The sequence below is a fragment of the Paenibacillus shenyangensis genome (assembly GCF_000346635.1).
Classification (GTDB): domain Bacteria; phylum Bacillota; class Bacilli; order Paenibacillales; family Paenibacillaceae; genus Saccharibacillus; species Saccharibacillus dauci.
Window position 1 is genome coordinate 46901 of the sequence record NZ_AOIG01000006.1, and the last position, 23851, is coordinate 70751.

At 45.0% G+C, this 23851-nt stretch carries 20 protein-coding genes and 1 other RNA gene; 2 read left to right on the top strand and 19 right to left on the bottom strand.

The genetic code is table 11. The features are described 5' to 3' along the window. Positions 1 to 16: 16 nt before the first annotated feature. From H065_RS0104400 to H065_RS0104420, 5 genes are all read right to left on the bottom strand, one after another. Positions 17 to 934, bottom strand: a complete 918-nt coding sequence (locus tag H065_RS0104400; protein WP_017811806.1) for an ABC transporter permease — start codon at positions 932 to 934, stop codon at positions 17 to 19. A 3-nt stretch (positions 935 to 937) separates the two neighbouring features. Beyond that, positions 938 to 1870, bottom strand: a complete 933-nt coding sequence (locus H065_RS0104405) for an ABC transporter permease (protein ID WP_017811807.1) — start codon at positions 1868 to 1870, stop codon at positions 938 to 940. A gap of 253 nt (positions 1871 to 2123) precedes the next feature. Then, a complete protein-coding gene (locus tag H065_RS0104410; RefSeq protein ID WP_017811808.1) occupies positions 2124 to 3788 on the bottom strand; it encodes a peptide ABC transporter substrate-binding protein in 1665 nt (554 codons plus the stop codon). A gap of 205 nt (positions 3789 to 3993) precedes the next feature. Continuing rightward, the gene (locus H065_RS0104415; RefSeq protein WP_017811809.1) at positions 3994 to 4386 is read right to left on the bottom strand and encodes a DUF3397 domain-containing protein; all 393 of its coding nucleotides are present in this window, start codon (positions 4384 to 4386) and stop codon (positions 3994 to 3996) included. Next, complete coding sequence (locus H065_RS0104420) at positions 4386 to 5390, bottom strand: ketopantoate reductase family protein (protein ID WP_017811810.1); 1005 nt, start codon at positions 5388 to 5390, stop codon at positions 4386 to 4388. The genes H065_RS0104415 and H065_RS0104420 overlap by 1 nt, the downstream gene beginning before the upstream one ends. Before the next feature lie 256 nt (positions 5391 to 5646). On the opposite strand from H065_RS0104420, the gene H065_RS0104425 reads away from it, so the two are divergent. Next, entirely contained in the window at positions 5647 to 6753 is a 1107-nt protein-coding gene (locus H065_RS0104425; RefSeq protein ID WP_017811811.1) for a hypothetical protein, read from the top strand. 128 nt (positions 6754 to 6881) lie between these two features. Here the strand turns inward: H065_RS0104425 and H065_RS0104430 are convergent, their stop codons facing one another. The 4 genes from H065_RS0104430 to H065_RS0104445 all read right to left on the bottom strand — a co-directional run bounded on the left by H065_RS0104430 (position 6882) and on the right by H065_RS0104445 (position 12508). Beyond that, positions 6882 to 8213 (bottom strand): PhoH family protein, encoded by a 1332-nt coding sequence (locus H065_RS0104430; RefSeq protein ID WP_017811812.1) that lies wholly within the window; start codon positions 8211 to 8213, stop codon positions 6882 to 6884. A 503-nt stretch (positions 8214 to 8716) separates the two neighbouring features. Next, positions 8717 to 9868 carry an LCP family protein gene (locus H065_RS0104435; protein WP_017811813.1) on the bottom strand — a complete coding sequence of 384 codons (1152 nt, stop codon included), beginning with the start codon at positions 9866 to 9868 and terminating at the stop codon, positions 8717 to 8719. 142 nt (positions 9869 to 10010) lie between these two features. Beyond that, positions 10011 to 11855 carry a translational GTPase TypA gene (typA, locus tag H065_RS0104440; RefSeq protein ID WP_017811814.1) on the bottom strand — a complete coding sequence of 615 codons (1845 nt, stop codon included), beginning with the start codon at positions 11853 to 11855 and terminating at the stop codon, positions 10011 to 10013. Between the two features lie 155 nt (positions 11856 to 12010). Next, complete coding sequence (locus tag H065_RS0104445) at positions 12011 to 12508, bottom strand: hypothetical protein (RefSeq protein WP_017811815.1); 498 nt, start codon at positions 12506 to 12508, stop codon at positions 12011 to 12013. 346 nt (positions 12509 to 12854) lie between these two features. Here H065_RS0104445 and H065_RS0104450 point away from each other — a divergent pair, with 346 nt between their 5' ends. After that, positions 12855 to 13535, top strand: coding sequence for a TerC family protein (locus tag H065_RS0104450; protein WP_017811816.1), 681 nt, complete (start codon positions 12855 to 12857; stop codon positions 13533 to 13535). Positions 13536 to 13721: 186 nt separating this feature from the next. Here the strand turns inward: H065_RS0104450 and thiI are convergent, their stop codons facing one another. The 10 genes from thiI to rpoD all read right to left on the bottom strand — a co-directional run bounded on the left by thiI (position 13722) and on the right by rpoD (position 23824). Then, positions 13722 to 14948 (bottom strand): tRNA uracil 4-sulfurtransferase ThiI, encoded by a 1227-nt coding sequence (gene thiI, locus H065_RS0104455; RefSeq protein WP_017811817.1) that lies wholly within the window; start codon positions 14946 to 14948, stop codon positions 13722 to 13724. Between the two features lie 9 nt (positions 14949 to 14957). Then, complete coding sequence (locus H065_RS0104460) at positions 14958 to 16103, bottom strand: cysteine desulfurase family protein (RefSeq protein ID WP_017811818.1); 1146 nt, start codon at positions 16101 to 16103, stop codon at positions 14958 to 14960. 217 nt (positions 16104 to 16320) lie between these two features. Further along, on the bottom strand, positions 16321 to 17154 hold the full coding sequence (locus H065_RS0104465) for a lytic transglycosylase domain-containing protein (protein WP_017811819.1): 834 nt from the start codon (positions 17152 to 17154) through the stop codon (positions 16321 to 16323). 166 nt (positions 17155 to 17320) lie between these two features. Then, positions 17321 to 18157, bottom strand: coding sequence for a GNAT family N-acetyltransferase (locus tag H065_RS0104470; protein ID WP_017811820.1), 837 nt, complete (start codon positions 18155 to 18157; stop codon positions 17321 to 17323). Between the two features lie 172 nt (positions 18158 to 18329). Next, positions 18330 to 18830, bottom strand: a complete 501-nt coding sequence (locus tag H065_RS0104475) for a YpuI family protein (protein ID WP_017811821.1) — start codon at positions 18828 to 18830, stop codon at positions 18330 to 18332. A 498-nt stretch (positions 18831 to 19328) separates the two neighbouring features. Continuing rightward, positions 19329 to 19732, bottom strand: an RNA gene (rnpB, locus tag H065_RS26850) — RNase P RNA component class A. Between the two features lie 113 nt (positions 19733 to 19845). Next, entirely contained in the window at positions 19846 to 20961 is a 1116-nt protein-coding gene (locus H065_RS0104480; protein ID WP_017811822.1) for a Nif3-like dinuclear metal center hexameric protein, read from the bottom strand. Further along, positions 20937 to 21707 (bottom strand): tRNA (adenine(22)-N(1))-methyltransferase, encoded by a 771-nt coding sequence (locus H065_RS0104485; RefSeq protein ID WP_026136032.1) that lies wholly within the window; start codon positions 21705 to 21707, stop codon positions 20937 to 20939. Before H065_RS0104485 ends, H065_RS0104480 begins: the two co-directional genes overlap by 25 nt. Continuing rightward, a complete protein-coding gene (locus H065_RS0104490) occupies positions 21704 to 22531 on the bottom strand; it encodes a hypothetical protein (protein WP_017811824.1) in 828 nt (275 codons plus the stop codon). Before H065_RS0104490 ends, H065_RS0104485 begins: the two co-directional genes overlap by 4 nt. 165 nt (positions 22532 to 22696) lie before the next feature. Beyond that, the gene (gene rpoD, locus H065_RS0104495; protein ID WP_017811825.1) at positions 22697 to 23824 is read right to left on the bottom strand and encodes an RNA polymerase sigma factor RpoD; all 1128 of its coding nucleotides are present in this window, start codon (positions 23822 to 23824) and stop codon (positions 22697 to 22699) included. Positions 23825 to 23851 lie beyond the last annotated feature (27 nt).

Below are 23851 nucleotides of genomic sequence, written 5' to 3' on the forward strand. Positions count from 1 at the left end.
CCACCTCCTATAGATTTTATTTTCTCAGTTTCGGATCCAGTGCGTCTCTCAGACCATCACCCAGCAGGTTAAATGCCAGCATGGTAAGACAGATCAGACCTGCAGGGAACCACATACGCCAAGGATACAGATTCCATCCCTGAAGTGCATCATTGATCATGGAACCCAGAGAAGATACAGGAGCCTGTACACCAAGGCCCAGGAAACTCAGGAAAGCTTCCGAGAAGATCGCACTTGGTACCGATAATGTTACCGTTACAATAATCGGTCCCAATGCGTTTGGCAACAGGTGTTTGAACAATTGACGACTGCCACTTGCACCCATGGAACGCGCTGCCAGAATAAAGTCACGGTTTTTCAGCTGCATAATTTCACCACGTACAATCCAGGACATGGTTACCCAGCCGGTAACAGCCAATGCAAAGATAATTGTTGGCAATCCAGGCTCCATAACAACGAGCAGCAGGATTACGATCAACAGATACGGAATGGAGTACAAAATTTCGGAAATTTTGTTCATTACTTCATCCACGCGACCACCTTTGTAACCCATAACAGCACCATAAATAATACCGATAACAAGGTCAATCAGCGCTGCAGAGAAACCTACGATCAGGGAAATGCGAGCTCCCATCCATGTCCGAACCCACATGTCACGGCCCAGGTTATCCGTTCCAAACCAGTGTTCAGCTGAAGGAGCTTTATTGGTATTCATCAGATCATTACTGTAATAGTTGTAAGGCAACATATAAGGACCAATAATGGCCATTAAAATAATAATAACAAGTATAACCAGGCTAATCATAGCAACCGGGTTACGGGATAAACGGTACATGGCATCCTGCCACAACGATACACTTTTCTGCTGAATAGTCGGATCGCTCGCCGTATCAGCAGTTGCCTTATTCGGATTTGGGTTTCCAGTAGCTGCCAACGGTTAAGCCCCCTTTCTTCCAGACAATTTGATGCGCGGATCAATCAGCACATACAAAATATCTGTTATAAAACGTGCAAGCATCAAAATAACACCATAGAAAATGGTGACGCCCATAATCATTGTGTAATCACGGTTGGTAATACTTTCGACGAATACCTTACCAATACCGCCAATACCAAAGATCTGCTCGATAACGACAGAACCGGTAATAACGTTTGCAGTCATCGGTCCAACATAAGTAACAACAGGCAAGATACCATTACGCACCACGTGCCGTGTCATGATAGTAAAGCCGTTCAGACCTTTGGCTTTAGCGGTTTTGATGTATTCGGAGTTCAGAACTTCCAGCATGCTGGATCGTGTCAGACGAGCGATAAATGCTATAGGTTGTACGGCCAGAGCCGCTACCGGAAGCACAAAGTCACTAGGCTTGCTGAAGCCCATAACGTTAAACCAACCCAGCTTGAGTGCAAATAAATACTGAATCAAGGTTGCAAGCACAAAGCTCGGTACTGCGATCCCTATAATTGCCAAAGTCATGGCTACATGGTCGATCAGCTTCCGATGGTACAAAGCCGCAATCAAACCAAGCACAATTCCGACAATAATAGAAATAATAATAGCAAAAATACCAATCTGCAAAGAAGGCTTAAAGGTTTGAGCAATTCGTCCGGTTACATCCTGGTTTTGATATTTCATCGAAATACCAAGATCTCCTTGAACAACATTGCCCAGATAACGTACATACTGCACAGGAATGGGTTGATCCAATCCATATTGAGCCATCAGACGTGCTTTGATCTGAGGCTGCACTGCTCTTTCTGACATGAAAGGATCACCTGGAATAACTTTCATCAGGAAAAATGTCAGTGATACCAGAATAAATAGAGACACTAGCATAAAAAGAAACTTGCCGGCAATATACCTAACCATTCTTCTGGAACCCTCCTTTGTGTATTGTTTATGCGTATTGTTCAACCATACTATTTCTTTGATTCTTTAAGTAAGAAAGAAACTTGCAATTCATATTATTTAATAAAAACAAGTAAAAAACTTGCAATATTCAAAGTTAGAAAAAGCAATATATGGTAAAACGTCAAACACACATAAAAGCGGGATATATATGGTTGGAAAAGCTCCACATATATCCCGCAGCAATCATCTAACTGCCAAATTAATTATTGAATTATTCGAAATATGCTTTGGAGAAGTCAATTGCTCCACTGAAATCAACAACGATTCCTTTAAGATTAGGTTTTACAAGAGAAATGCTAGTGTAGTAGTAGATAGGCATAACAGTCATGTCATCTTCAATCAGCATTTTCTCTGCTTTGGACATATCATCCATGCGTTTTGCAGCATCCTGAGTAGCTTTTGCATCAGCAATCAGTTTGTCATATGCAGGATTTGCATAGCCAGCGTTATTGTTACCGCCGCCAGTTACCCACATATCCATGAATGTCATTGGATCATTGTAGTCAGCTGTCCAACCGGCACGAGCAACTTGGAAGTTACCACTTTGACGGTTATTCAGGAATACACTCCACTCTTGGTTTTCAGTTTTCACGTCTACACCAAGGTTGCTCTTCCACATATCAGCAATCGCCAGAGCGATTTTTTGATGCGCTTCACTGGAGTTGTAGATCAGTGTGATTGGAGGCAAAGTTGTGTAACCTTCCTCTTTCATACCTTCTGCCAGCAATGTTTTTGCTTGTGCTGCATCTTCTTTGAAATAGCTGTCTTTGTGCTCAGTACGATATTCGTCTGTTTGGCCTTTGATACCCGGAGGTACGAAACCAAATGCCGGAATTTGTCCACCCAGTGTTACATTGTCAACGATCGCTTGGCGATTGATAGACATTGCAAACGCTTTACGGATTTTTGCATTATTGAAAGGTTTTTCTTTGTTATTGAATTCATAGTAGTATGTGCTTGCAATACCTTTTGCCTGGAATTGATCCGGGAATTGTTGTTTTGCAGCAGGGATCTGGTCCGTTGGAATCTCACCAGTTGGTGCACCAGCATAATCAAGCTGGCCACTTTGATAACTGGAATACTCGGTTGCACCGGAGTTAACCAGGGAAGCCGTAATTGTATTCAGTTTGATGTTATCTTTATCCCAATACTTGTCGTTTTTAGTCCAAGCCAGTTGTTGGCCTGTTGTCCAAGTTGTCAAAGTGAACGGTCCGTTAGTAACCATGGTGTCTGCTTTTGCAGCCCATTTGTCATTAGCTTCAACGTTCTTTTTGTTAACCGGATAGTATGTGTAGAAAGAAGTCAGACCGAGCCAGTAAGGTGCAGGGTTCTCAAGAGTAACCTCGAGTGTCTTCTCGTCAACAACTTTCACGCCAACCTGGGAGAAATCTTTGATTTTACCAGTGTTGAACGCTTCGCCATTTTTCAGGTAGTAAAGCTGGTAAGCATATTCAGATGCTGGAGCAGTGTCCGGGCTCAGAACGTGTTCCCATGCATAAGCGAAATCTTCCGCTGTTACAGGTTCACCGTTGTTCCAAGTTGCATTATCACGAAGGTGGAAAGTATATTTCAGACCATCTTCGGAAACATCCCATTTTTCAGCAACGCCTGGAGCCGGGTTGCCATCTGCGCCCATACGGGTGAGACCTTCGTACATCAGCTTCAGAGCCGTATTTGTCTGGCTGTCTTTTGCTTGAGCCGGATCAAAAGTAGGAGGTTCTGCACTCATGTTGATGCGTAAATCCTGTGATGCAGTGCCTTCTCCTGCTTGTCCACTTGTACCTGTACCACTCTCAGAACCGCTGCCGCAAGCTGCGAGCAAGGTGCTAAAAGCTAGTACGAGGGTCATAAGTACTAACCAACTTTTCTTTTTCATCTAGCAGTTTCCCCCTAAAAAATGTGGTTGTGGTATATGTTTATTGATTATACAACCAGTGGTCAAAAAAATCTATATTTTAATCTTAAAAAAAGCGTTTTTTTTCGGTTTTTTCAACATATTCGTCACATTGCAGTGTATATTAGGCTTCATCCCACGGAGGAATACCTAACATCAAGCAAAAATATCCCAATTTTCGACACGATTACCGTGTCAAGTATTGCAAAATAGCGATTAAAAGCAGCACGATGTAACCTAAGTTCAAAAATAAAAAAGATAAACGCCATACTGCACGGAAAAGACGCTGAAAATCCACTTTCCCTTTGAGACGGTTTTGTGCACTTCCGATAACTCCAATAGCCAGCAGCAGTATCAGCAAAAATATGTAAAATCCCATTTGACTGTTAAATATGATATTAAATAACGCCGCTACCGAAATATAAAGAAATGGAGTCGTCACGTCCATCGCATTTCCGGCCGCTTTCTTTTTCGGCTCTTTCTTAAACCGGCTGATCAGATATACAGCCAGGAAAGGGATAAAAGGAACGAGACTCAAAAAAATCGCTCCATTCAGCAGCCACCCGAAAAATCCTCCCATTAATCTGCCTCCTTTATGGTCATTGCCTCAATCAGATGACATACCCATTCATGTCCAGGGGCTATTGTCTGATGACGCCGGGCAATCTCTGCAATACTGCCATTAATCCACCGTATCTCGGTTCTTCTACCCTGCTGTACATCAGCCAGCATAGAGGAGGTATTGGATGCAGTTGATCGACATATCTGTAAGATATCATTCCAAAGTGATTCTGACCATTCTATATCTGCTTTGTCATATACATGAATCGCTTCTTCATAAAGCTGTCTCATCACAGCTATGCGCTCCGCACTGGCCAAAAGCTCTCCATTAGGTATACGCCACAAAGCGGTGAGTGGATTAATTACAGCATTAATAATCAGCTTCCGGTATATTGCCATCTCGATATTATTCGACAAAGAGGCACTAAGTCCTGCTTTAGTCCATAAATTTAATAACAAAATGATAGCGTCCGAATGCCCATTAGCTGCAACCTCCGATTCATACCCCCTGTCTACAGTACCGTGAGGTTGCGTTAGTTGTCCAAGTATGGTCTCTCCATACCCTGAATGTATCACCTTGTTGGGAGCTGATTTCTTGGCGCCTTCTGTAGTAATGCCTGCATAAACCTGCCACTTGTTATCCCCCGTATGATCTGTTCGTATACCATTTTGTAAATAGATAATACAGGTCCGTTCCGATACCCGTTCTGCCAGCTGCTCTATCAATTCAGGAGTCATATGGGTTTGTTTCACCGTAACCAGAATGACATCTGCCGGTCGCCAGTCTCCTGTATGATAAATATGAGATACAGGATAGACATTCCCTGATGCCGGGATAGACAAACTTGATAAATCCGCTACCGCATCTGCAGATGGATAATAGTGAATGCCCTCTTGTCGGATTAGTGAAGCTTGTGCTTCTGTACGTGTCCACAGATTTAGCTGAATATCTTCTTGTGTCTGAGCCATTTTACTATAAAAGAGCAGCCCCAAAGATCCTGCTCCAAAAATATCAATAATCATGTGATTCCCTCCGAACATGGTATGCGATAAAATAAGAATATATGAGTTGTGAATAACCCCTATCTTCTATGCTGCTTTCCTATATTGTAGATGATTTATGCAACATACAGCCATATATCTACATAGGCATAACCCGAATATAGCTTTTGGATCGTGACCTACTCATTCATATTTCTAATCCAAAGACAGCTTCTGCATTATTTATAATGAATTTATTTGCAGTAACAACATTAATTATACAGGGAGGAAACGATAGATGAAACCTGTTTACACGGCATGCGTCGTTTGCTTCTCTCTTTTGGCAGCTATGTTTGTACCTTTTTCATTCATTAGTGCAGCGGCGCCTTCCCTAGAATCTGCAGAGCAACTCGATCCGCAGACCCGTCAGCTGTTGGAAGACAGTTTATCGGTAACTGAACTTGATCATGAAATCACACGAATTCGTCAGGAAGAAAATACCGCCCGTACCCGGTATCAACAACTGGAACAGCAAGCTCTGACCAGTGAACAGCAGTTGAATGATGCCAAAGTACAATCCGATAAAATACTAATTGCCTATTATACCGGAGAGCGGGAGCAATTACGCAATGCTTTCTGGGCGGCTGGTAGTATATCGGGAGTCATTGCATTTTACGAATACTATAAAATGATTCTGGATCATGATCAGCAAATTATGACAGATTATCGAACCAGATATGAGCAGATACAGTCTATACGAAGCGATTTGCTGCGTACTTCCACGGAGTTACGTACGATCGGCAGTCGTTTGACCGTACAGAGACAACGTGTATCTTCTCTGCAAACCCGAATTCACAGCGGTCTTGCTTCCAGCTCCGAGCCGGACACTGCGAGACAACTGATCAATGAAATGAATGCCTACTGGGAGAATATTGGATTGTATGAAGTGAAGAATTATTTTCAGGCATTGGCTCAATCCATGCAGCAATTTCCCGCATTTCTTGAATCGCAGCCGGGAGCTATTCGTACAAATGGTCGGCAGTATACGATTGTTATCGAGCAGCAGCAGTTGAATGATTTTCTGCATCAGACTGCCGGGTTGCCAGATAGCCTGCAATTCAATTTTGAACAGGATCGACTAGTTGTTCATGGACAAGAGGGGCAACTGGCCTTGGAGATCATTGGTCATTATGAGATTGAAAATGCTCCGCAAAATACAATGCGTTTCCGGGTAGATCAGCTGATATTCAACGGATTTCGTCTACCGGATACAACCTGCCAAATGCTGGAGAATGAGTTCGACCTGGGATTCTATCCTGAACAGATCATTCCTTATCTCAAAGCGACTTCGGTCGGGATTGTCCCTCAATCGATGACCGTACAGCTGGAGTTGTCACTCAAGTAAACAATGAACAAGAGCCAAAATAATCGCCTCTATACAGAAAAGTATGGAGGCTCACTACTCCAGAATGAATAAATATATCAAAAAGCGTCCTCTCCCTGATTGGAGAAGACGCTTTTTGTTCATTTATATTACAGCAGATCCGCAGCCAACTGAGCGAGTTTGGAACGCTCTCCTTTTTCCAGAGTAATATGACCGCTGATTCCTTCCTGTTTAAAATGCTCTACCACATGAGTCAGACCATTACTAATCGAATCGAGATACGGATGATCGATCTGATCCGGATCGCCGACCAGTACAATTTTGCTGCCTTCACCGACACGGGATACAATTGTCTTCACTTCATGACGAGATAGATTCTGAGCTTCATCAATAATAATGAATTGTCCTGGGATCGACCGCCCACGGATATAGGTAAGTGCCTCTACCTGAATGCTGCCCAGTCCCATTAGAATCTTATCGATATCTCCTGCTTTTTTGGTATCAAACAAGAACTCCAGGTTATCGTAGATAGGCTGCATCCAGGGACGAAGCTTTTCATCTTTTTCTCCCGGTAGATAACCAATGTCTTTCCCCATGGGTACAACCGGACGGGCAATCAGCAGCTTTTTGTATTTTTGCTCATCTTCTACTTTGGATAATGAGGCCGCGAGTGCCAGCAGCGTTTTGCCTGTACCGGCTTTTCCTGTAATGGTAACCAGTGGAATATCATCATTGAGTAATAGTTCCAGAGCCATTCGCTGCTGGGCATTACGTGCAGCTATTCCCCATATCGGCTCATTGCTTAGGAAAAGTGGCTCCAGCTTGCTGCCATCATAACTGACTTTGAGCAGTGCGGACTTGCCGCTGCCCATTTCGTCTTTGAGAATTACAAATTCGTTGGGGTACAGCGTATAATTCAGGTTCAACGCATTCACGGATAAATAACGGTTATTGTAGAAATCATCGATAGTCGCGGGATGAACTTGAAGTGTCGTATAGCCTGTATAAATCTCATTGGGTTCGGCTGCGCGATCGGATAGGTAATCTTCTGTCAGCAGTCCGAGTACATCGGCTTTGACACGAACAAGTACATCTTTACTCACCAGAATGACCTGACGAGGTTCGGCTTTCTCGCGTTCTTCCAAATCATAATTCAAAGCAACAGCCAGAATACGGTTATCATTGGTGATCTCGCCAAACATCTCATGCACTTTGGCAAAGCTGCGATGGTTTAATTCAACCCGCAGTGTACCTCCATTTTCCAGCTGAACGCCATCATGAAGATGTCCTATTTCACGAAGCGCATCCAGCGAACGGGAGACGCCTCGGGCATTTCGCCCGATTTCATCCGCATTGCGTTTTTTTGAATCGATTTCTTCCAATACCACTGCGGGAATAATTACATCATTTTCTTCAAAAGCGAAAATGGCATTCGGATCGTGAAGAAGCACATTGGTATCCAATACAAAAATCTTTTTCATGGAGATTCCCCCCTGGGTACGAATTGTTTGTGATCTCTGATGCCTCCAGCTTATGCTTCCCGCTTCCTGAACCGCCAAGCCTCACCCTCCCCTTGATATAAAACAAAAAAGCCCGGGTTATACAGCACCCAGACTTGTCCTATCATTATAATATAATTTGAAAAAATCACAGCAAGCCGCACCTTTGGCATACAGCTGAATAAGAGTTGGATTTGGCACATGTGAAATGATTCCATCACATGATAGTGTATTACACATACATTGCGGCATCCCAAAACCTCCAATCCCTGCTTCAGCGAATAGTAAGGTGCACGGATATTATAGCATAGATATTGCCCTTTTCAAATGTGAGATAGTAGGTGTTTTGGTTACTATAATAATTCATTTTCTAGGAATAAATAGACATTTTACAACAAAAAAAGAACAGCTCTCTGCCTAAGCAGAAAACTGTTCTTTTCTTTCTGATCTATTAACAATACATACGGAGTTTATGATATTCACTTTTATTTTGCAGTTGCTGACTGACCTGTACTTTCTGTGGAAGTACCTGCACCGTCAAATTGATCCGAATGTGTTGCTGTTCCGTTCAGTTCATCCTGAAGTGCCTGCTTGGCGTTAGCCAGCTCGGTTTCATTGATGTATACATACGGGCTCTTCCAATCTCCTGTAACCGGCATATACTTGATATTCGCTTTTGGAATATCCCAGTAAGTGGTTAACAGATTGGTGAACTGACTGCCTTCAATATCCGTCTCCATATTATCATCGACCGACTGGATAATTGAACTCAGCTTTGCTACACCACTGAACGATTGAACTTTATCCACTACAGAATTCAGTACTTCGTTCTGACGTTTGTTACGATCAAAGTCACTGGATTCCTGTGTGCGTGGGCTACAAGAACTGCTGGAATGACGATAACGTACATATCCAAGAGCTTGTTCCCCATTCAGATGCTGCGGACCTTTTTTGATATTGATATTGGTTCCGTCTGCACGGTCAATATAACACATATTCATGGCTGCATCGACATCCACACCACCTACAGCATCTACAACATCACTGAAGCCCTGGAAATTAATAACTGTCGTATAATCGACATCTACTCCCAGATATTTCCCCAGCATGGTCTGCATTTCCTGCATGGCGTTATCTGTGCCTTTTTTCTTATCTTCCGCATAGAATTTAGGATAATACGCATTCAGCTTGTTGGGAATATATCCATCCAGCTGGAAGTACGTATCCCGCGGCAGTGATACGATTGTGGCAGACTTGGTCTCCGGATTCAGCGTAGCTACCATAACTACGTCGGTAAGACGTGTACCGGTCTCTTTGCGATAATCCGTACCGAGCAGAGCCATCGTAATCGGCTTTTCTTTGGCAGATTTCTCAGGAACTCTGGTATCTACAATACCTGGAGTCTGACCTGTACCACCTTTACCTTCGAACATTCCCTGCAGCTGATAATAAAGAATACCAGCGTACGCCATAACACCTACAATTGCCAGCAGAATCACGATTAGCAGAATCTGCATAAACCGTTTAAAGCCGCTAACTTTTTTCTTTTGTTTTTTATTGGACTTGGGATTGCCGGCTTTTTGCGATTTGGCCTTGCCCCCCGCACGCGGCGGAAGTCCTCCTGTAGTCGTACTCATTGCTCTCAACACCTGTTCCATCGTTATTAGATAATGTAGTGAAGGTGGCTGCTCCATCCTATGCTGATCACCAGCATACTCAGGATTCAGCCACCTACTATAATGAAGAATTCAGATTATAATTGCAACTTCACGACCGGAATTAGCTGTTTTGTGCTGCTTTGCGGTGTTTCTCAGCACGTTCGCGTTCACTCTTGTTCAAGATCTTTTTGCGAAGACGAATAGCTTTCGGCGTGATTTCACAATACTCATCATCGTTCAGGTATTCCAGAGCTTGCTCCAGAGAGAACAGACGCGGAGTTTTCATTTTAACGGTGTCATCCTTGGTAGCAGAACGAACGTTAGTCAGCTGCTTTTCTTTACAAATGTTAACGACGATATCGTTATCACGAGTATGTTCACCAACGATCATACCTTCATAGATTTCAGCACCCGGTTCAACGAACAGTGTACCGCGATCTTCAACAGACAGAATACCGTACAGTGTGGAAGAACCATTCTCACTGGATACGAGTACGCCCTGGTGACGTCCGCCAACCTGTCCTGCTACCAGCGGTCCGTAGCTATCGAACGCATGGTTCATAATACCGTAACCACGAGTCAGAGTCAGGAAGTACGTACGATATCCGATCAGACCACGTGCAGGAATCAGGAATTCCAGACGAACCTGTCCGCTGCCATTGTTAACCATGTTAACCATCTCAGCTTTGCGGCTTCCCAGACTTTCCATAACTGCGCCCATGCTTTCTTCAGGCACATCGATCATCAGACGCTCGATTGGCTCCATGCGAGTACCGTCGATTTCACGAACGATAACTTCAGGCTTGGACACCTGCAGCTCATAACCTTCACGACGCATGTTCTCGATCAGGATACCCAAGTGAAGCTCACCACGTCCGGATACGACATAAGCATCTGGACTTTCTGTTTCGTCTACACGCAGACTCACATCAGTCTCCAGCTCTTTGAACAGACGGTCACGCAGACGACGCGATGTTACCCATTTACCTTCACGACCTGCAAATGGACTGTTGTTCACGAGGAACGTCATTTGAAGTGTAGGCTCATCGATTTTCAGAACCGGCAGTGCTTCGGGATTCTGTGGATCAGCAATTGTCTCACCGATGTTGATATCCTTGATACCAGCCAGTGCGATGATGTCACCTGCACCTGCTTCTTCAACTTCGACACGTTTCAGACCCTGGAATCCAAACAGCTTCTCGACACGTGCTGTTTTCTTCTGTCCTTCGCGGGTAATAACCGTTACGGATTGACCTTGACGGATAATACCACGGTTAACGCGACCAACAGCGATACGACCCAGATATTCGTTGTAGTCCATCAGTGTAACGAGGAACTGCAGCGGCTGTTCTGTATCTTCGGTTGGAGCAGGGATTTTGCTTACTACAGTTTCGTAGATTGCTTGCATGTTATCGTCCTGTTTGGCAGGATCATCTTCCATGCTGGAAGTACCGTTCAATGCAGAAGCATAAACAACCGGGAAGTCCAGCTGATCATCGTTAGCACCCAGCTCGATAAACAGTTCCAGTACTTCGTCAATAACTTCAGCAGGACGAGCTGCCGGACGGTCGATTTTGTTCACGACAACGATAGGTGTCAGGTTGTGCTCCAGTGCTTTGCGCAGTACGAATTTCGTTTGCGGCATGCAACCTTCATAAGCATCAACAACCAGCAGTACACCATCAACCATTTTCATAATACGTTCTACTTCACCACCGAAATCGGCGTGACCCGGAGTATCCACGATATTAATAAGATAATCTTTATAGGTAATAGCTGTATTTTTAGCCAGAATCGTAATACCGCGTTCGCGCTCCAAATCATTGGAATCCATTGCGCGGTCCTGCAAAGTCTCGTGATCACGGAAAATGCCGGATTGTTGCAACAGTTTGTCCACCAGTGTTGTTTTACCATGGTCAACGTGGGCAATAATGGCGATATTGCGGATATTCTCTCTCAAATGCATAAAATTCTCCAAATCCTCTCCAGAAAATGAGCGTCGGTCAACGAAGCCGACGCTCTACTATTTATTATAAAAAAATTGTAAAAACCGTCATTAGTAAACTGATTCATTATTCATTATACGGCATAACTCACATAAATCAAGCTTAATCATACTTATTACCAGCCTCTTTTGGAATTAGTTCGGCTGAACAGCATCCATATTCCGCCGCCAATCAGCAGCAAAGCGATCAGGTAGAAAGCCGATGCTCCCAGCAGGCTGAAAAAGAGAAAAATGATAGATAATGCACCCAGAACAACCGCAGCAAAACCAACATTACGGGATATGGCAGAAGACGAAACCATATAATATTCATACAGTCCTACAGCAATACCAAGCAGCAGCAGCGGCCACAAGTAGGCCATTAATGACCAGCCCCAGATATTGCAAAAGAAAAACAAAATCCCGTATACGGTCAGTATACCTGCCGGAATCAGTACATACGAAGAAGCGCTGCGGCTAAAATAAACCAACTGCAGCAGTACACCTGGCAGCAAAATAAGCAGCGGCCAGAAAACATGTCCAATAAAAGCAAATACACCCAGCTTGCCAAGCAAAATGACCAGTCCGGCTAGTATAATAAATATTGCGATAACTCCCTGATTACGATTCGTCATATTACGCTTTCCTCCCAGCCGTTTTTATTCCGGTACAGCAGCTGATCCAGTGTTTTTCCATACATTTAGTGTAGCCGATCTTCCGCAAAAAGACTACCCGAAAGGAGTCCCTCGCCCACTGTATACAACAGATCCAGCGGTTAGTATTACGGTTATTCTGGTTATTAATACAACATGCCATCTTGATCTGACGATCTGCGAATATTTACGGAATCAGGCATTCCCTATATGCCCAATCTGCAGAATCACCTTGATTCATGTGATGAACCTGTCATGGTAACCAGACACATGCTGGTATATTATTATTATCGGCTAATCTGGGCAAACTTAAAGGAGTGGAGACATTTTGGATATTACTCAAGCCAGCTTTTGGCTGGCACTCTTAAACATCATCTTTATCGACCTTATTCTGGCAGGCGATAATGCTATTGTTATCGGTCTGGCTGCACGTAAGCTGCCGCAGCAAACACAGAAAAAAGCTATTCTCTACGGTATGTTTGGAGCGGTTATCATTCGAATTGTAGCAACAATTGCCGTTATCTGGCTGCTGCAGATTCCATGGCTGCTTGTCGTTGGTGGTCTGCTGCTGATTGTAATTGCCTACAAGCTGCTTACCGATAATGAAGATCATAAAGATGTCAAAGCAGGCACTTCTCTCTGGAGTGCAGTCTGGACCATTATCGTAGCCGATGCAGCTATGGGACTGGATAATGTTATCGCCGTCGCAGGTGCTGCTAACCAGCACATCGGTCTCGTGATTATTGGTCTGTGTATCAGCGTGCCTATCGTAGTATGGGGCAGTACGATCTTCATCAAACTGACTAATCGTTTTCCATGGATTATCTATGTGGGTAGTGCAGTACTTGCATATACCGCTTCCCATATGATTACCGAAGAAAATCGTCTGCATGGTGTATTTGAAGCTCACCCGCTGTGGAGATGGATATTCGTTGTTTTCATTATTATCGGTGTACTACTGGCTGGATATTTGAAAAATCGTCAGACTGCCAACCGTACAGCTTCTTAACTACCTTTCCACTATACAGTGCAAAATATCCAACTCATTGTGGTACGAATTCGATTTTTATATGATTTATGAGCATTTATGAATAGATACAAAAAAACAGCTGCAATCCGTTTTCGACGGCTCTATGGGCCTGGGATAGGGTTGCAGCTGTTTTGTTATGCTTTTATATATGCAATAGACGATAAATTACAGCCAGTCTTCTTCTACTGCTTCGGCTGAAGATGAATCTGTGGATGAACCTGCTTCAATCACCAACAGTTCGGTTTGTTCTACCGCACGCTGAATCATTTCATCCATTTCCAGGAAAGACTCTACCTTCTCTACAATTCGCAGATTCGGATTGGTCGCCGGCGACTTGGGAACAAATAGCGTGCAGCAATCCTCATAAGGAAGAATAGATAAATCATAGGTGCCAATCTGCTGGGATACCTGAATGATCTCGTCTTTGCTCTGCATCACAAGAGGGCGCAGGATCGGCAGTTCGGTTGCCCGCTCGATCACATTCATGCTGTTCAGTGTCTGACTCGCTACCTGTCCTAGACTTTCTCCGGTAATGATAGCCAATCCTTTTTGCTGCTCGGCCAAGCGGGCTGTAATTCGAAGCATGGCTCTGCGCATCAGGGTAATCATCAGATTATCCTGTCCTGTCGTCGTAAAAGCAGTCTGGATCTCGGTGAATGGTACCACATGCAGCTTGATTTTGCCGCCATATCCGGCGAGTACACGGGTCAGATCAATAACTTTCTGCTTGGCCCGTTCACTGGTAAACGGATAGCTGTGGAAATGGACACATTCAATTTCCAGTCCCCTTTTCATGGATTGCCAGCCTGCGACCGGACTATCAATGCCACCCGATAGCATCAGCATCGCCCGACCGTTGCTGCCTCTTGGAAATCCGCCAACAGCAGGAATGATCTGACTGTATACATAGGCTGCATCCTCGCGTACTTCCGCTCGCAGTTCAATATCCGGATTACGTACATCTACCTTGAGTAGTGGATTGGCACGCAGCACCGGGGAACCAATCAGGTGATTCATCTCCTGGGAAGAATGCGGAAATGGTTTCCATACCCGGCGCGCGGTCACTTTGAAAGTTGTCTCGGCCTGTATATCGTGTTCACGAATCAGTTCCAGTGCAGCTTCGATAATAGAATTCAATTCCGGCTTTGCCTGCTTGACCGGGATAATATCCACAATGCCAAATACATTACGCAGCAGGCCAATTAGCAGTTCTGCCGATACTCCACCTGTCTCTACATACACTCGTCCATATTCACGATGCACACGTGCCTGTGGATAAGGACGCAGGATTTCGCGTACATGCTCGGCAATCACTTTTTCAAAACGACCTCTGTTTTTTCCTTTGAGTGTAATCTCGCCCATTCTGAGAATCAGGCGACTAATATTATGCATCAAACCGGTTTATCTCCTCTCCAATGAACGCAGTGACTGTACTGTCTGTCGAAGCGCTCCTATCAGGTATTCCACATCTTCCAATGTATGCTCGTCTCCCAGACTGATCCGGATACCGCTGCCGGCATGCGTGCGGTCCATACCCATCGCTGCCAGTACACGGCTGGGTACAGATTTGCGCGAGGAGCAGGCAGACTGGGTAGATACCAGGCAACCCTGCTGCTCCAGACTGTGCAGTACTACTTCCGACTTCATACCCGGATACGTAAAATGAATAATATGCGGTGCAGCCGATACAACTTCGGTCCATACAAGCCCCCGAATATCGCGGATAGCCTGCTGCACGGTATCCCGAAGTGTGCACAAATGCTCATACTGCCGGGGCTGCTGTTCGATAATCAGGCGCATGGCCTTGGTCATCCCCGCTATGCCGGCAGCATTTTCCGTACCGGAACGGTATCCCTGCTCCTGTCCCCCGCCCGCCAGCAGCGGCAGTAGTTCCAGCCCATGTTTGACATAGAGCAAGCCGGTTCCTTTGGGTCCTCTCAGCTTGTGGGCAGACAAACTGTACAGGTCAATTCCCCATTCTTTTAGCGACACAGGGATTTTGCCAAAACCTTGCACACCATCGACATGCATAAGCACTCTTGGATAATGGGATTTGATCAAACGGGCAATCTGTTCAATCGGCTGTACGGCTCCGGTCTCGTTATTAACATGCATTACGCTGACCAAAAGGGTATCGGGTCTTATAGCGGCAAGTATATCTTCAGGAGATACCGCTCCATCCGGCTGCGGGTTCACATAACTGACTTCGAATCCGAACAGTTCCAGCTGACGAAAAGTCTCGTAAACCGAAGGATGTTCGATCATGGTAGTAACAAAATGTCCCTGCATACGTCCTTTGCGTAATGCGACGCCCTTGATTGCCATATTGTTGCTCTCGGTTGCCCCCGATGTCCATATAATCTCTGCTGGCTGTACATTAAGTATGCCTGCCGTTACTTCTCTTGCTCGGCGAATCAGTCGCTCCGATTCTTCACCATAACGATGAAGCGAAGATGGATTGCCATAATGCTTGTCCATGATCTCGGACATCGCGCGTACGACCTCGGGATAAGGAGGTGTCGTAGCTGCGTAGTCAAAGTATTTCATTGTATCCTACCTCCTGCTTCCTGTTATATAAACGAGCAACAGACAAGACTAAAAGAGACCAAAATACGGATAACGCTCCGCTTTTTGATCTCTTTCAAAAATAATAGTCGCTGCCATTTCTTCTGAAAGTTACAGTCAGATGCTAAAACCGTCTGCCTGTCATTATATCATACATTCTTATCCGAAGAGTTGGCTTTATTATAGGGAATATCGAAACTTAAAGAGCATATTTGCTCTGGGCATTTTCGATTTTGCTGATATAGCGCTGCGTTTCTTTTGGCAGTTGATCGAATTTGGCCATTAGTTCATTGTCATTGGAAATGCCAAGTCTTTGCAGTCGTCCTGGACCTGCATTATAGGCAGCCAGGGCTGTTTTGACATTATTATCGTAATGCTTCAACTGGTAGGAGAGATACTTGGTGCCTCCATCAATATTCTGGGCAGGATCATAGGAATTACTTACGCCCAGTCCGGCTGCTGTACCATCCATCAGCTGCATCAGCCCTTTGGCTCCGGCAGAAGAACCTGCACGAGGATTAAAGGAAGACTCTACATCGATTACTGCTTTGATCAGTGATTCGGGAATACCGTATTTGCTGCTCGCTGTACTGATCAGGTCATTGTACGCTGTTGTTTTGCTTCCGCTATCGTCGCCACCGATTCCCTGAAGTGCCGATACATCCCCCCCAGCGGATAGTGATGCCGAGCTGCTGCTTTCGGTCAATCCTGCACGGGCTGTAGCTGTTGCATTCTCCGGGCTTACTTCCGGCAGCTGGTCAAAATTGTACCATGGGTCGGCCGATCCTGTTCCATACGTGCTGCCTGTTACCGAAGAAGATGTCCCTGTAGATACCAGACTCGCCAGATCCTGCACACTGGCACCCGAACTCTGCGCTTCACTGGATGTGCCAATATTTTGCTGCAGCATCAGCTGAAACAGCTGATCGGTATCATTTGTATTTACAGCGGCAGGGTTTGTGCTGCCTCCGCCTGATGCATTCAGATATCGCAGTTCAAGCATTTGCTTTGCTGTATTTGGATCAATTTGCATATGGTTGGTAGCTCCTGTCTATTTGTAAATGAATGGTGGATTATCCGTCTAAGTATTTCTCTATATTCCCAGTGTACTGCTTTTACACATGTTAGGCATGAGAATGAATGACGATTCTGATCACCCAGGTGGAAAATAGGAACAATCTCCCGTATGGTACTATTCTCTAACGCGCCCATACGCTGTAAGTATATGAAGGTACAAAACCCAGTCGATATGCCAGTTGTCGGGAAGCTTCATTATCCAGGCTGCATTCCCATATTGGCTGACGACCGGTGTGTATGCAGTGATCGATAAAAGACTTCGCTACTATTAACGCCAATCCTTTGCCCCGATACGCTGCTGCTGTATAGATATCCAGTTCTGCTGTCCAAGTATTCGCAAAAATCGACGTACATTCGCAAATAACTTCATTTTCATGCCAAATCGCGTAACCTATTCCGTTTTGCAGATAGTTGACAGACGAACCCCAATAGGTCCTATAATACTTTTCGTCAAAAACCGCGCTTTTTTGAATAACAGATTCATTTATTTTTTTCAGTTCATACAGCGTAGACCGTTTTAGTTGATCCTGAGACAAGAGATCACAAGAATAATCCATTGCCTGTCTGGTAAGCTGACGAAGTTCACCAGGCAGCCGGGATACCATTTCATTCCATATTGCACTACCCGAAAATAAAGTAAATCTTTCTAGGGTCTCTATACTTCTCTGGCAGCGTTCACTGACCATAGCGTAAAAGGATTCTGAAGGATTCCCGCCTCCTGCATAATAAAGACCTATACGCGTCTCCACCCATAATGGCCTATCAATAAAATGAAATGCAGCAGGCATAGCTCGAAGATGATTATTCTGTTGGGGAATGTTATTTAGTTTATAGGTTTGTCCATTTGAAGATTGTATATAAATACTGCCTGCTATCGTCCCGTCCATTACGGAGTATACAAAAGCCGGATAGCGCCTCGTATAAGCTGTACCTGCTGCAGATATATTGCTTGCATCCATGTCTATGTAAGCTCCTTTTAATCATAATAGTGAACAAGCAATCGATATGTATATTGGATATGTAAACTTGATTTAAAATAGTACCGTTTATTCTGTTATTACAAAAAAATAAGGATGCCTCTTCAGGCACCCTTAGCAGTTAAAGTTTCATCGTAATACATAAGCTAGCAGTTTATGCGTGGCGCTGATTCATGCGGCGCTGTGTCAAATAGTCACTTTCATAGTAAGACAGGTCATCACGCAGTTCTTCAAAGGTTCTGGTAATATCCAGAATAATATCTCTGACCGGCTTCACAGGCGTTTGACGGAAACGGATTGCTTCCTGTCCTGTGTAGGCATAACGTCCATCTTCGGAATAGCACTCATTTTTGGGATAGAAAAAGCTGTTTACGCACTGATGATACGTGTTATAAAGAGCTTTTTCAGCAAATTCTGCATCAAAGTTAGCACGACGCAAAACTACGCCCAATTTCTCATAGGATACTTCGGAGAATACCAGCAGGTGACGCAGATCTGCCAGAAACCCTTTGTAAAAAGGTAATGTATCTTCTCCCTGTTCGGCTGCCAATGCCTTTAGAGAATATTCATTCAAAAACCCTTCCAGTTTCTCGATGACCGGTTTCAACTTTTCCCGTGTGCCTTCACTCAACTTATGGACATTTGCAGCTGACATGACTGTAGCTCCCCCTTAATTGGTTCCTTTAAGACTGGGTTAGGTCGTTGTATGATTTAACCCTGATTTAACTTACATCCTACCATAAAACTCATTTCATGTGTTAGTTCCACTTCAGTTTACAAACATCAATTTTTAAGCATTTCCTATCAGGCTCTTATGGTTTCTTTAACCAATAGGTATGTTCATGAAAATCATCTCATCAATGTATCAGCAGATGATTGATTTAATACCATATAGATTACTTTCATTTACCTTAACAATCAAGGTATATGGAAGGTCCATGATATAGATTTCATTGAACATTTCAGATTTTACCTATTTTCCATCATAAAGGCGGTGTATCTCCCTAATATTATCGGAAGATACACCGCCTTTGTACAGCGGATATTGAATTGGTCAGTACAAATGTAATGATGCTGTATTCCATACATGCGAATAAATCCGCTATACATGACCAAATAGCTATCATACTTGTTGAGTAAACGTGGCGTTAGTTGGGAAAGTTTCTCATAAGCCGGGTTCTGTACCAGTTGTGGTTCGATCGGGAACTACCCTCCCACTTTTGGTGACAATCATCTATCTAGGCCAAACATTACTATTTGGCTCCAGCGACCAACCTCGATACACCTCGGGCTAAGGCTGCTTTTCCGAAAAAAAGCTGTATCTCTTTAGGTCTTGCTCCAGATGGGGTTTACCAGGAACAAAGTCACCAGTGTTCCTCGGGGTCTCTTACACCTCGGTTCCATCCTTGCCTGTACTCTTGCGAGCCATCGGCGGTCCATTTCTGTGGCACTATCCTTCAGTTTGCACTGACTGGATGTTATCCAGCACCCTGCCCTACGGAGCCCGGACTTTCCTCCCGCAGCCTTTCGGCTACCGGCGATTGTCTGTTAAACTTTCCGCGAACGCAACACATCATATTATATAATTTTAAGCTGACGGTGGCAAGAGGCAATCACAAATTTGTTTACCCTAAATTGTTATCTTTACAGCATATACCATAAAGTCTCACTTAAACGAACCGGAATACCTCGGTATCGATCACAGAGGCATGTACAGGTGTCGTATATTTATCTGCCTGCAGACGCGCACTGAGCACTCCTGCTACGCCTGGCTTCATGATCTTCTCTGTATTATGGCCTGGATCAATAATGGCAATTCCGGCAAGCAGTGCATCGTGGGCCGTATGATAATCGATATCACCGGTCACAATCACGTCCGCTCCTTTAAAAAGAGCTCCATTTACATACCGACTGCCTGATCCGCCGAGTACGGCTGCTTTTTTGATCGTACGCTGCAAGTCACCTACAACGCGTACGGTAGGTACATCCAGGCCTTTTTTGACAGTGTCCACAAATTCACCCAGACTCACCGGCGCATCCAGTTTACCTACGCGTCCGAGACCGTAGGCTTTGCCTGGAAGTGCCAATGGATACAGATCGTAGGCTACTTCTTCATATGGATGGGATTTAATTAGCGCTTGAACCGTTTTGTTGCGCAGACTGGTCGGGATAATCGTCTCAAAACGGACTTCGGCAGCATGCTCCAGCTTGCCCTGCTGACCTATATACGGGTTCGTTCCCTCTTCCGGCTGGAATGTGCCTGTACCTTCGGTATTAAAGCTGCAGTGGCTGTAATTGCCGATATGGCCGGCTCCTGCTGTCCATACGGCACTACGTACTGCATCCAGATGCGAGGCAGGTACAAAAGTAACCAGTTTCAAGTAATCATCTGACGACGTCTGCTCAATCGGTACCGTCTGACGAAGGCCCAGCGCTTCAGCCATCCAGTCATTCACTCCACCCTCGGCAATATCCAGATTGGTATGACTGATATAGACCGCAATATCATGCTTGATCAACTTCTCATACAGATGGCCCATCGGCGTACTGGTCTGCAGACTTTTGAGAGGCCGGAAAATAATCGCATGATGCGCGATAATCAGATTGGCGTTCAGCGCAATGGCTTCATCGATTACTTCTTCTGTTACATCCAGGGCCACCAACACGCCTGTAATATCCTTTTGCAGTGTACCCAGCTGAAGACCAATCCGGTCATCGGGTACAGCGATTGATTTGGGAGCAAACTGCTCCATGTACTGGATTACGGTCTGTCCTTTTGCAAGCATAACAGTACCTCCTTCACGAGCTTGATCTGCTGCTGCAGTGCAGCAACTTTTAGCTTGGCTTCATCCGTATCCGAACGACCAACAGATGCAGCTACCTTTTCCAGCTTGTCGATTTCCTGTTTCCATTTGTCTACGAATACTGGAGAAGCTTCGTTGAGCAAATAAGGGCCAAATTGCAGCAAACTGAAATCATGCAGTTCTACCTGCAGCCCATCCGGGTTCGTTAGCAGACGTTCCTGATACAGCTGTACATTACGCTCTGCCGCATCATCCAGACGATCAGCAGTCAGAATCTCATATGTACGGCCATCCTCTTCCAGAATCTGTTCGGAAGACAGGAACCAGCCATGCTCGAGCAGCCAGCGACGTACAAATTCTTCTCCTACATTCGGTTGCAGAATTAAGCGGGATACGCCTTCGAGCTTGTCCAGCCCTTCAGACAAAATAGTTACGATCAGTGCCCCGCCCATGCCGGCGATCGTAATTACATCTACTTCTCCAGGAGTCAGTACAGCCAGACCATTACCAAGTCTCGGCTCAATCACCTGACCGAGTCCTGCTTCGTTCACCTGACGCTGAGCCGCATCCAGCGGTCCCTGGTTGACTTCACCAGCTACCGCTTTGATTACACGGCCTTCACGTACGGCAAATACCGGCAGAAGAGCATGGTCGGACCCAATATCCGCCAACCGGCTCCCTGCTGGAATTTGCTCCGCAATTCTTGTTAATCTTGTTGATAATTTCATGCAGCCACCCACACTATCCATTTTTTTCGAAGTATAAATAAAAGAATGCAAGCCAGTGCAATCTTGGTCACACACAGCACTGCAAAAATATCCGGAACCTGTCCGCGAAGCAGTACTTCATCTACTTCCGGCATAAACCAAATGGCAATTCCGCTTGTAAAATAGACTGCGGCCAACTTTTTGCCGCGATGATGAACCAGCCAGCTAAACCATACCAATAACAGGCTGAGCGGAAGCCACAGACCCTGCAATACGATCCACGAAGCGTCTGGATTCATACGCGCAAAAAATCCTGCATACAGCAGTACAAACGCACCAAACCCGATATACAGCAGCACCGGACTGGAAATCACATATCCCATTATACACCAGATTAACGCACATCCAATGACAAGTACAGTAATCCACAGCGACGGGTCCAATCCATGCTGGCGAATAATTAATATGCCCATCCCCAGCATCAACATACTCCCTACTGCCAACAGAAATGATGATGCGATCGGATTACGCTTACGCCAGCGGATTCCGCCCGTATAACAAAGCGCTGTAAACACCGGCACACATACCAGCTGTACCAAAAACGGAAACGTTGTAAAGTACAGTAGGACGAGACAAATAAAACAAAGCATCAGAAACGTGAAAATCCATGTTCGTATATTGCCCTGCTTGAAAGACTGCATGGATAATACCTTTTTGTCACTACGCTCCTGATTTACATCATACAGATTCATCAGAAAATCGCAATAATGCGCTGGCAGCAACCGATTCTCCCGCCAGTATTCAATCTCATCAAGAATAACTCCCCTTTTATCCTGATTCACCATACTCCCCCACTTCTGCATTCGTTCCTATTTTTTACACCTATAGTATATATCGCTGAATAGATGCAAAAAGTAAAGGGTTTCCATTTATTCGCAGCAAAAAGGGATCTGCCGCAGTAATAGCAGCAGATCCCTTTTATAATCCTTTATGCAAAGGATATAGTATTCCTATTCCAGGAAGTCTTTCAGACGTTTGCTGCGGCTTGGATGACGCAGTTTGCGCAGAGCCTTGGCTTCGATCTGACGGATACGTTCACGGGTAACACCAAACACTTTACCCACTTCTTCCAGCGTACGTGTACGTCCATCGTCCAGGCCAAAGCGCAGACGAAGTACATTTTCTTCACGCTCGGTCAGCGTATCCAGTACATCTTCCAGCTGTTCCTTGAGCAGCTCATAAGCTGCAGCATCAGCTGGTGCTAGTGCATCCTGATCCTCGATAAAGTCACCCAGGTGAGAATCATCCTCTTCACCAATTGGTGTCTCCAAAGATACAGGTTCCTGTGCGATTTTCATAATTTCGCGTACTTTTTCTACGCTCAGTTCCATCTCGGCTGCAATCTCTTCCGGCGTCGGTTCGCGCCCCAGTTCCTGCAGTAGCTGACGGGATACCCGGATCAGCTTGTTGATGGTCTCTACCATATGCACCGGAATACGGATAGTTCTAGCCTGGTCCGCAATCGCGCGGGTAATCGCCTGACGAATCCACCATGTTGCATAGGTACTGAATTTATATCCTTTGGTATGGTCAAATTTCTCAACGGCTTTGATCAGACCCATATTACCTTCCTGAATCAGATCCAGGAACAGCATACCGCGTCCAACGTACCGTTTGGCAATACTGACCACGAGACGAAGGTTGGCTTCAGCCAGTCTGCGTTTTGCTTCTTCATCACCTTGCTCAATACGCTTGGCCAGCTCAACTTCACTGTCTGCAGAAAGCAATGGTACTCGGCCGATCTCTTTGAGGTACATACGGACCGGGTCATTGATTTTGATACCCGGCGGCAGTGCCAGATCATCGTCAAAGCTGAACTCATTATCCCCATTTTCCCGCTCGTTCTCGGAATCGTTCGTAACTTCTTCGTCACCTTCATTGATTACTTCGATACCCATATCTCCGAGTTGTTCATAGAACTCGTCGATCTGTTCTGCATCCTGGTCAAAAGCGGCCAGTCTCTCTACGATATCCTTGTAGTTCAGTGAGGATCTCTTTTTACCTACCTCAATAAGCTGCTCTTTTACCTGTTCGAGCGTTAATTCGGTTTCCAATTCAGTATGCTGATCGTTCGCCATCTTTCGACTCCCTCCTCCCTGAAAATA

Coding starts and splice junctions, on each gene's coding strand:
- typA (WP_017811814.1), bottom strand. CDS start 11,855: ATGCATTTGAGAGAGAATATCCGCAATATCGCCATTATTGCCCACGTT.
- thiI (WP_017811817.1), bottom strand. CDS start 14,948: ATGCATAATATTAGTCGCCTGATTCTCAGAATGGGCGAGATTACACTC.
- H065_RS0104445 (WP_017811815.1), bottom strand. CDS start 12,508: ATGACGAATCGTAATCAGGGAGTTATCGCAATATTTATTATACTAGCC.
- H065_RS0104480 (WP_017811822.1), bottom strand. CDS start 20,961: ATGCTTGCAAAAGGACAGACCGTAATCCAGTACATGGAGCAGTTTGCT.
- H065_RS0104405 (WP_017811807.1), bottom strand. CDS start 1,870: ATGGTTAGGTATATTGCCGGCAAGTTTCTTTTTATGCTAGTGTCTCTA.
- H065_RS0104470 (WP_017811820.1), bottom strand. CDS start 18,157: ATGGATGCAAGCAATATATCTGCAGCAGGTACAGCTTATACGAGGCGC.
- H065_RS0104435 (WP_017811813.1), bottom strand. CDS start 9,868: ATGAGTACGACTACAGGAGGACTTCCGCCGCGTGCGGGGGGCAAGGCC.
- H065_RS0104425 (WP_017811811.1), top strand. CDS start 5,647: ATGAAACCTGTTTACACGGCATGCGTCGTTTGCTTCTCTCTTTTGGCA.
- H065_RS0104410 (WP_017811808.1), bottom strand. CDS start 3,788: ATGAAAAAGAAAAGTTGGTTAGTACTTATGACCCTCGTACTAGCTTTT.
- H065_RS0104460 (WP_017811818.1), bottom strand. CDS start 16,103: ATGAAATACTTTGACTACGCAGCTACGACACCTCCTTATCCCGAGGTC.
- H065_RS0104485 (WP_026136032.1), bottom strand. CDS start 21,707: ATGAAATTATCAACAAGATTAACAAGAATTGCGGAGCAAATTCCAGCA.
- H065_RS0104430 (WP_017811812.1), bottom strand. CDS start 8,213: ATGAAAAAGATTTTTGTATTGGATACCAATGTGCTTCTTCACGATCCG.
- H065_RS0104415 (WP_017811809.1), bottom strand. CDS start 4,386: ATGGGAGGATTTTTCGGGTGGCTGCTGAATGGAGCGATTTTTTTGAGT.
- H065_RS0104420 (WP_017811810.1), bottom strand. CDS start 5,390: ATGATTATTGATATTTTTGGAGCAGGATCTTTGGGGCTGCTCTTTTAT.
- H065_RS0104465 (WP_017811819.1), bottom strand. CDS start 17,154: ATGCAAATTGATCCAAATACAGCAAAGCAAATGCTTGAACTGCGATAT.
- rpoD (WP_017811825.1), bottom strand. CDS start 23,824: ATGGCGAACGATCAGCATACTGAATTGGAAACCGAATTAACGCTCGAA.
- H065_RS0104475 (WP_017811821.1), bottom strand. CDS start 18,830: ATGTCAGCTGCAAATGTCCATAAGTTGAGTGAAGGCACACGGGAAAAG.
- H065_RS0104490 (WP_017811824.1), bottom strand. CDS start 22,531: ATGGTGAATCAGGATAAAAGGGGAGTTATTCTTGATGAGATTGAATAC.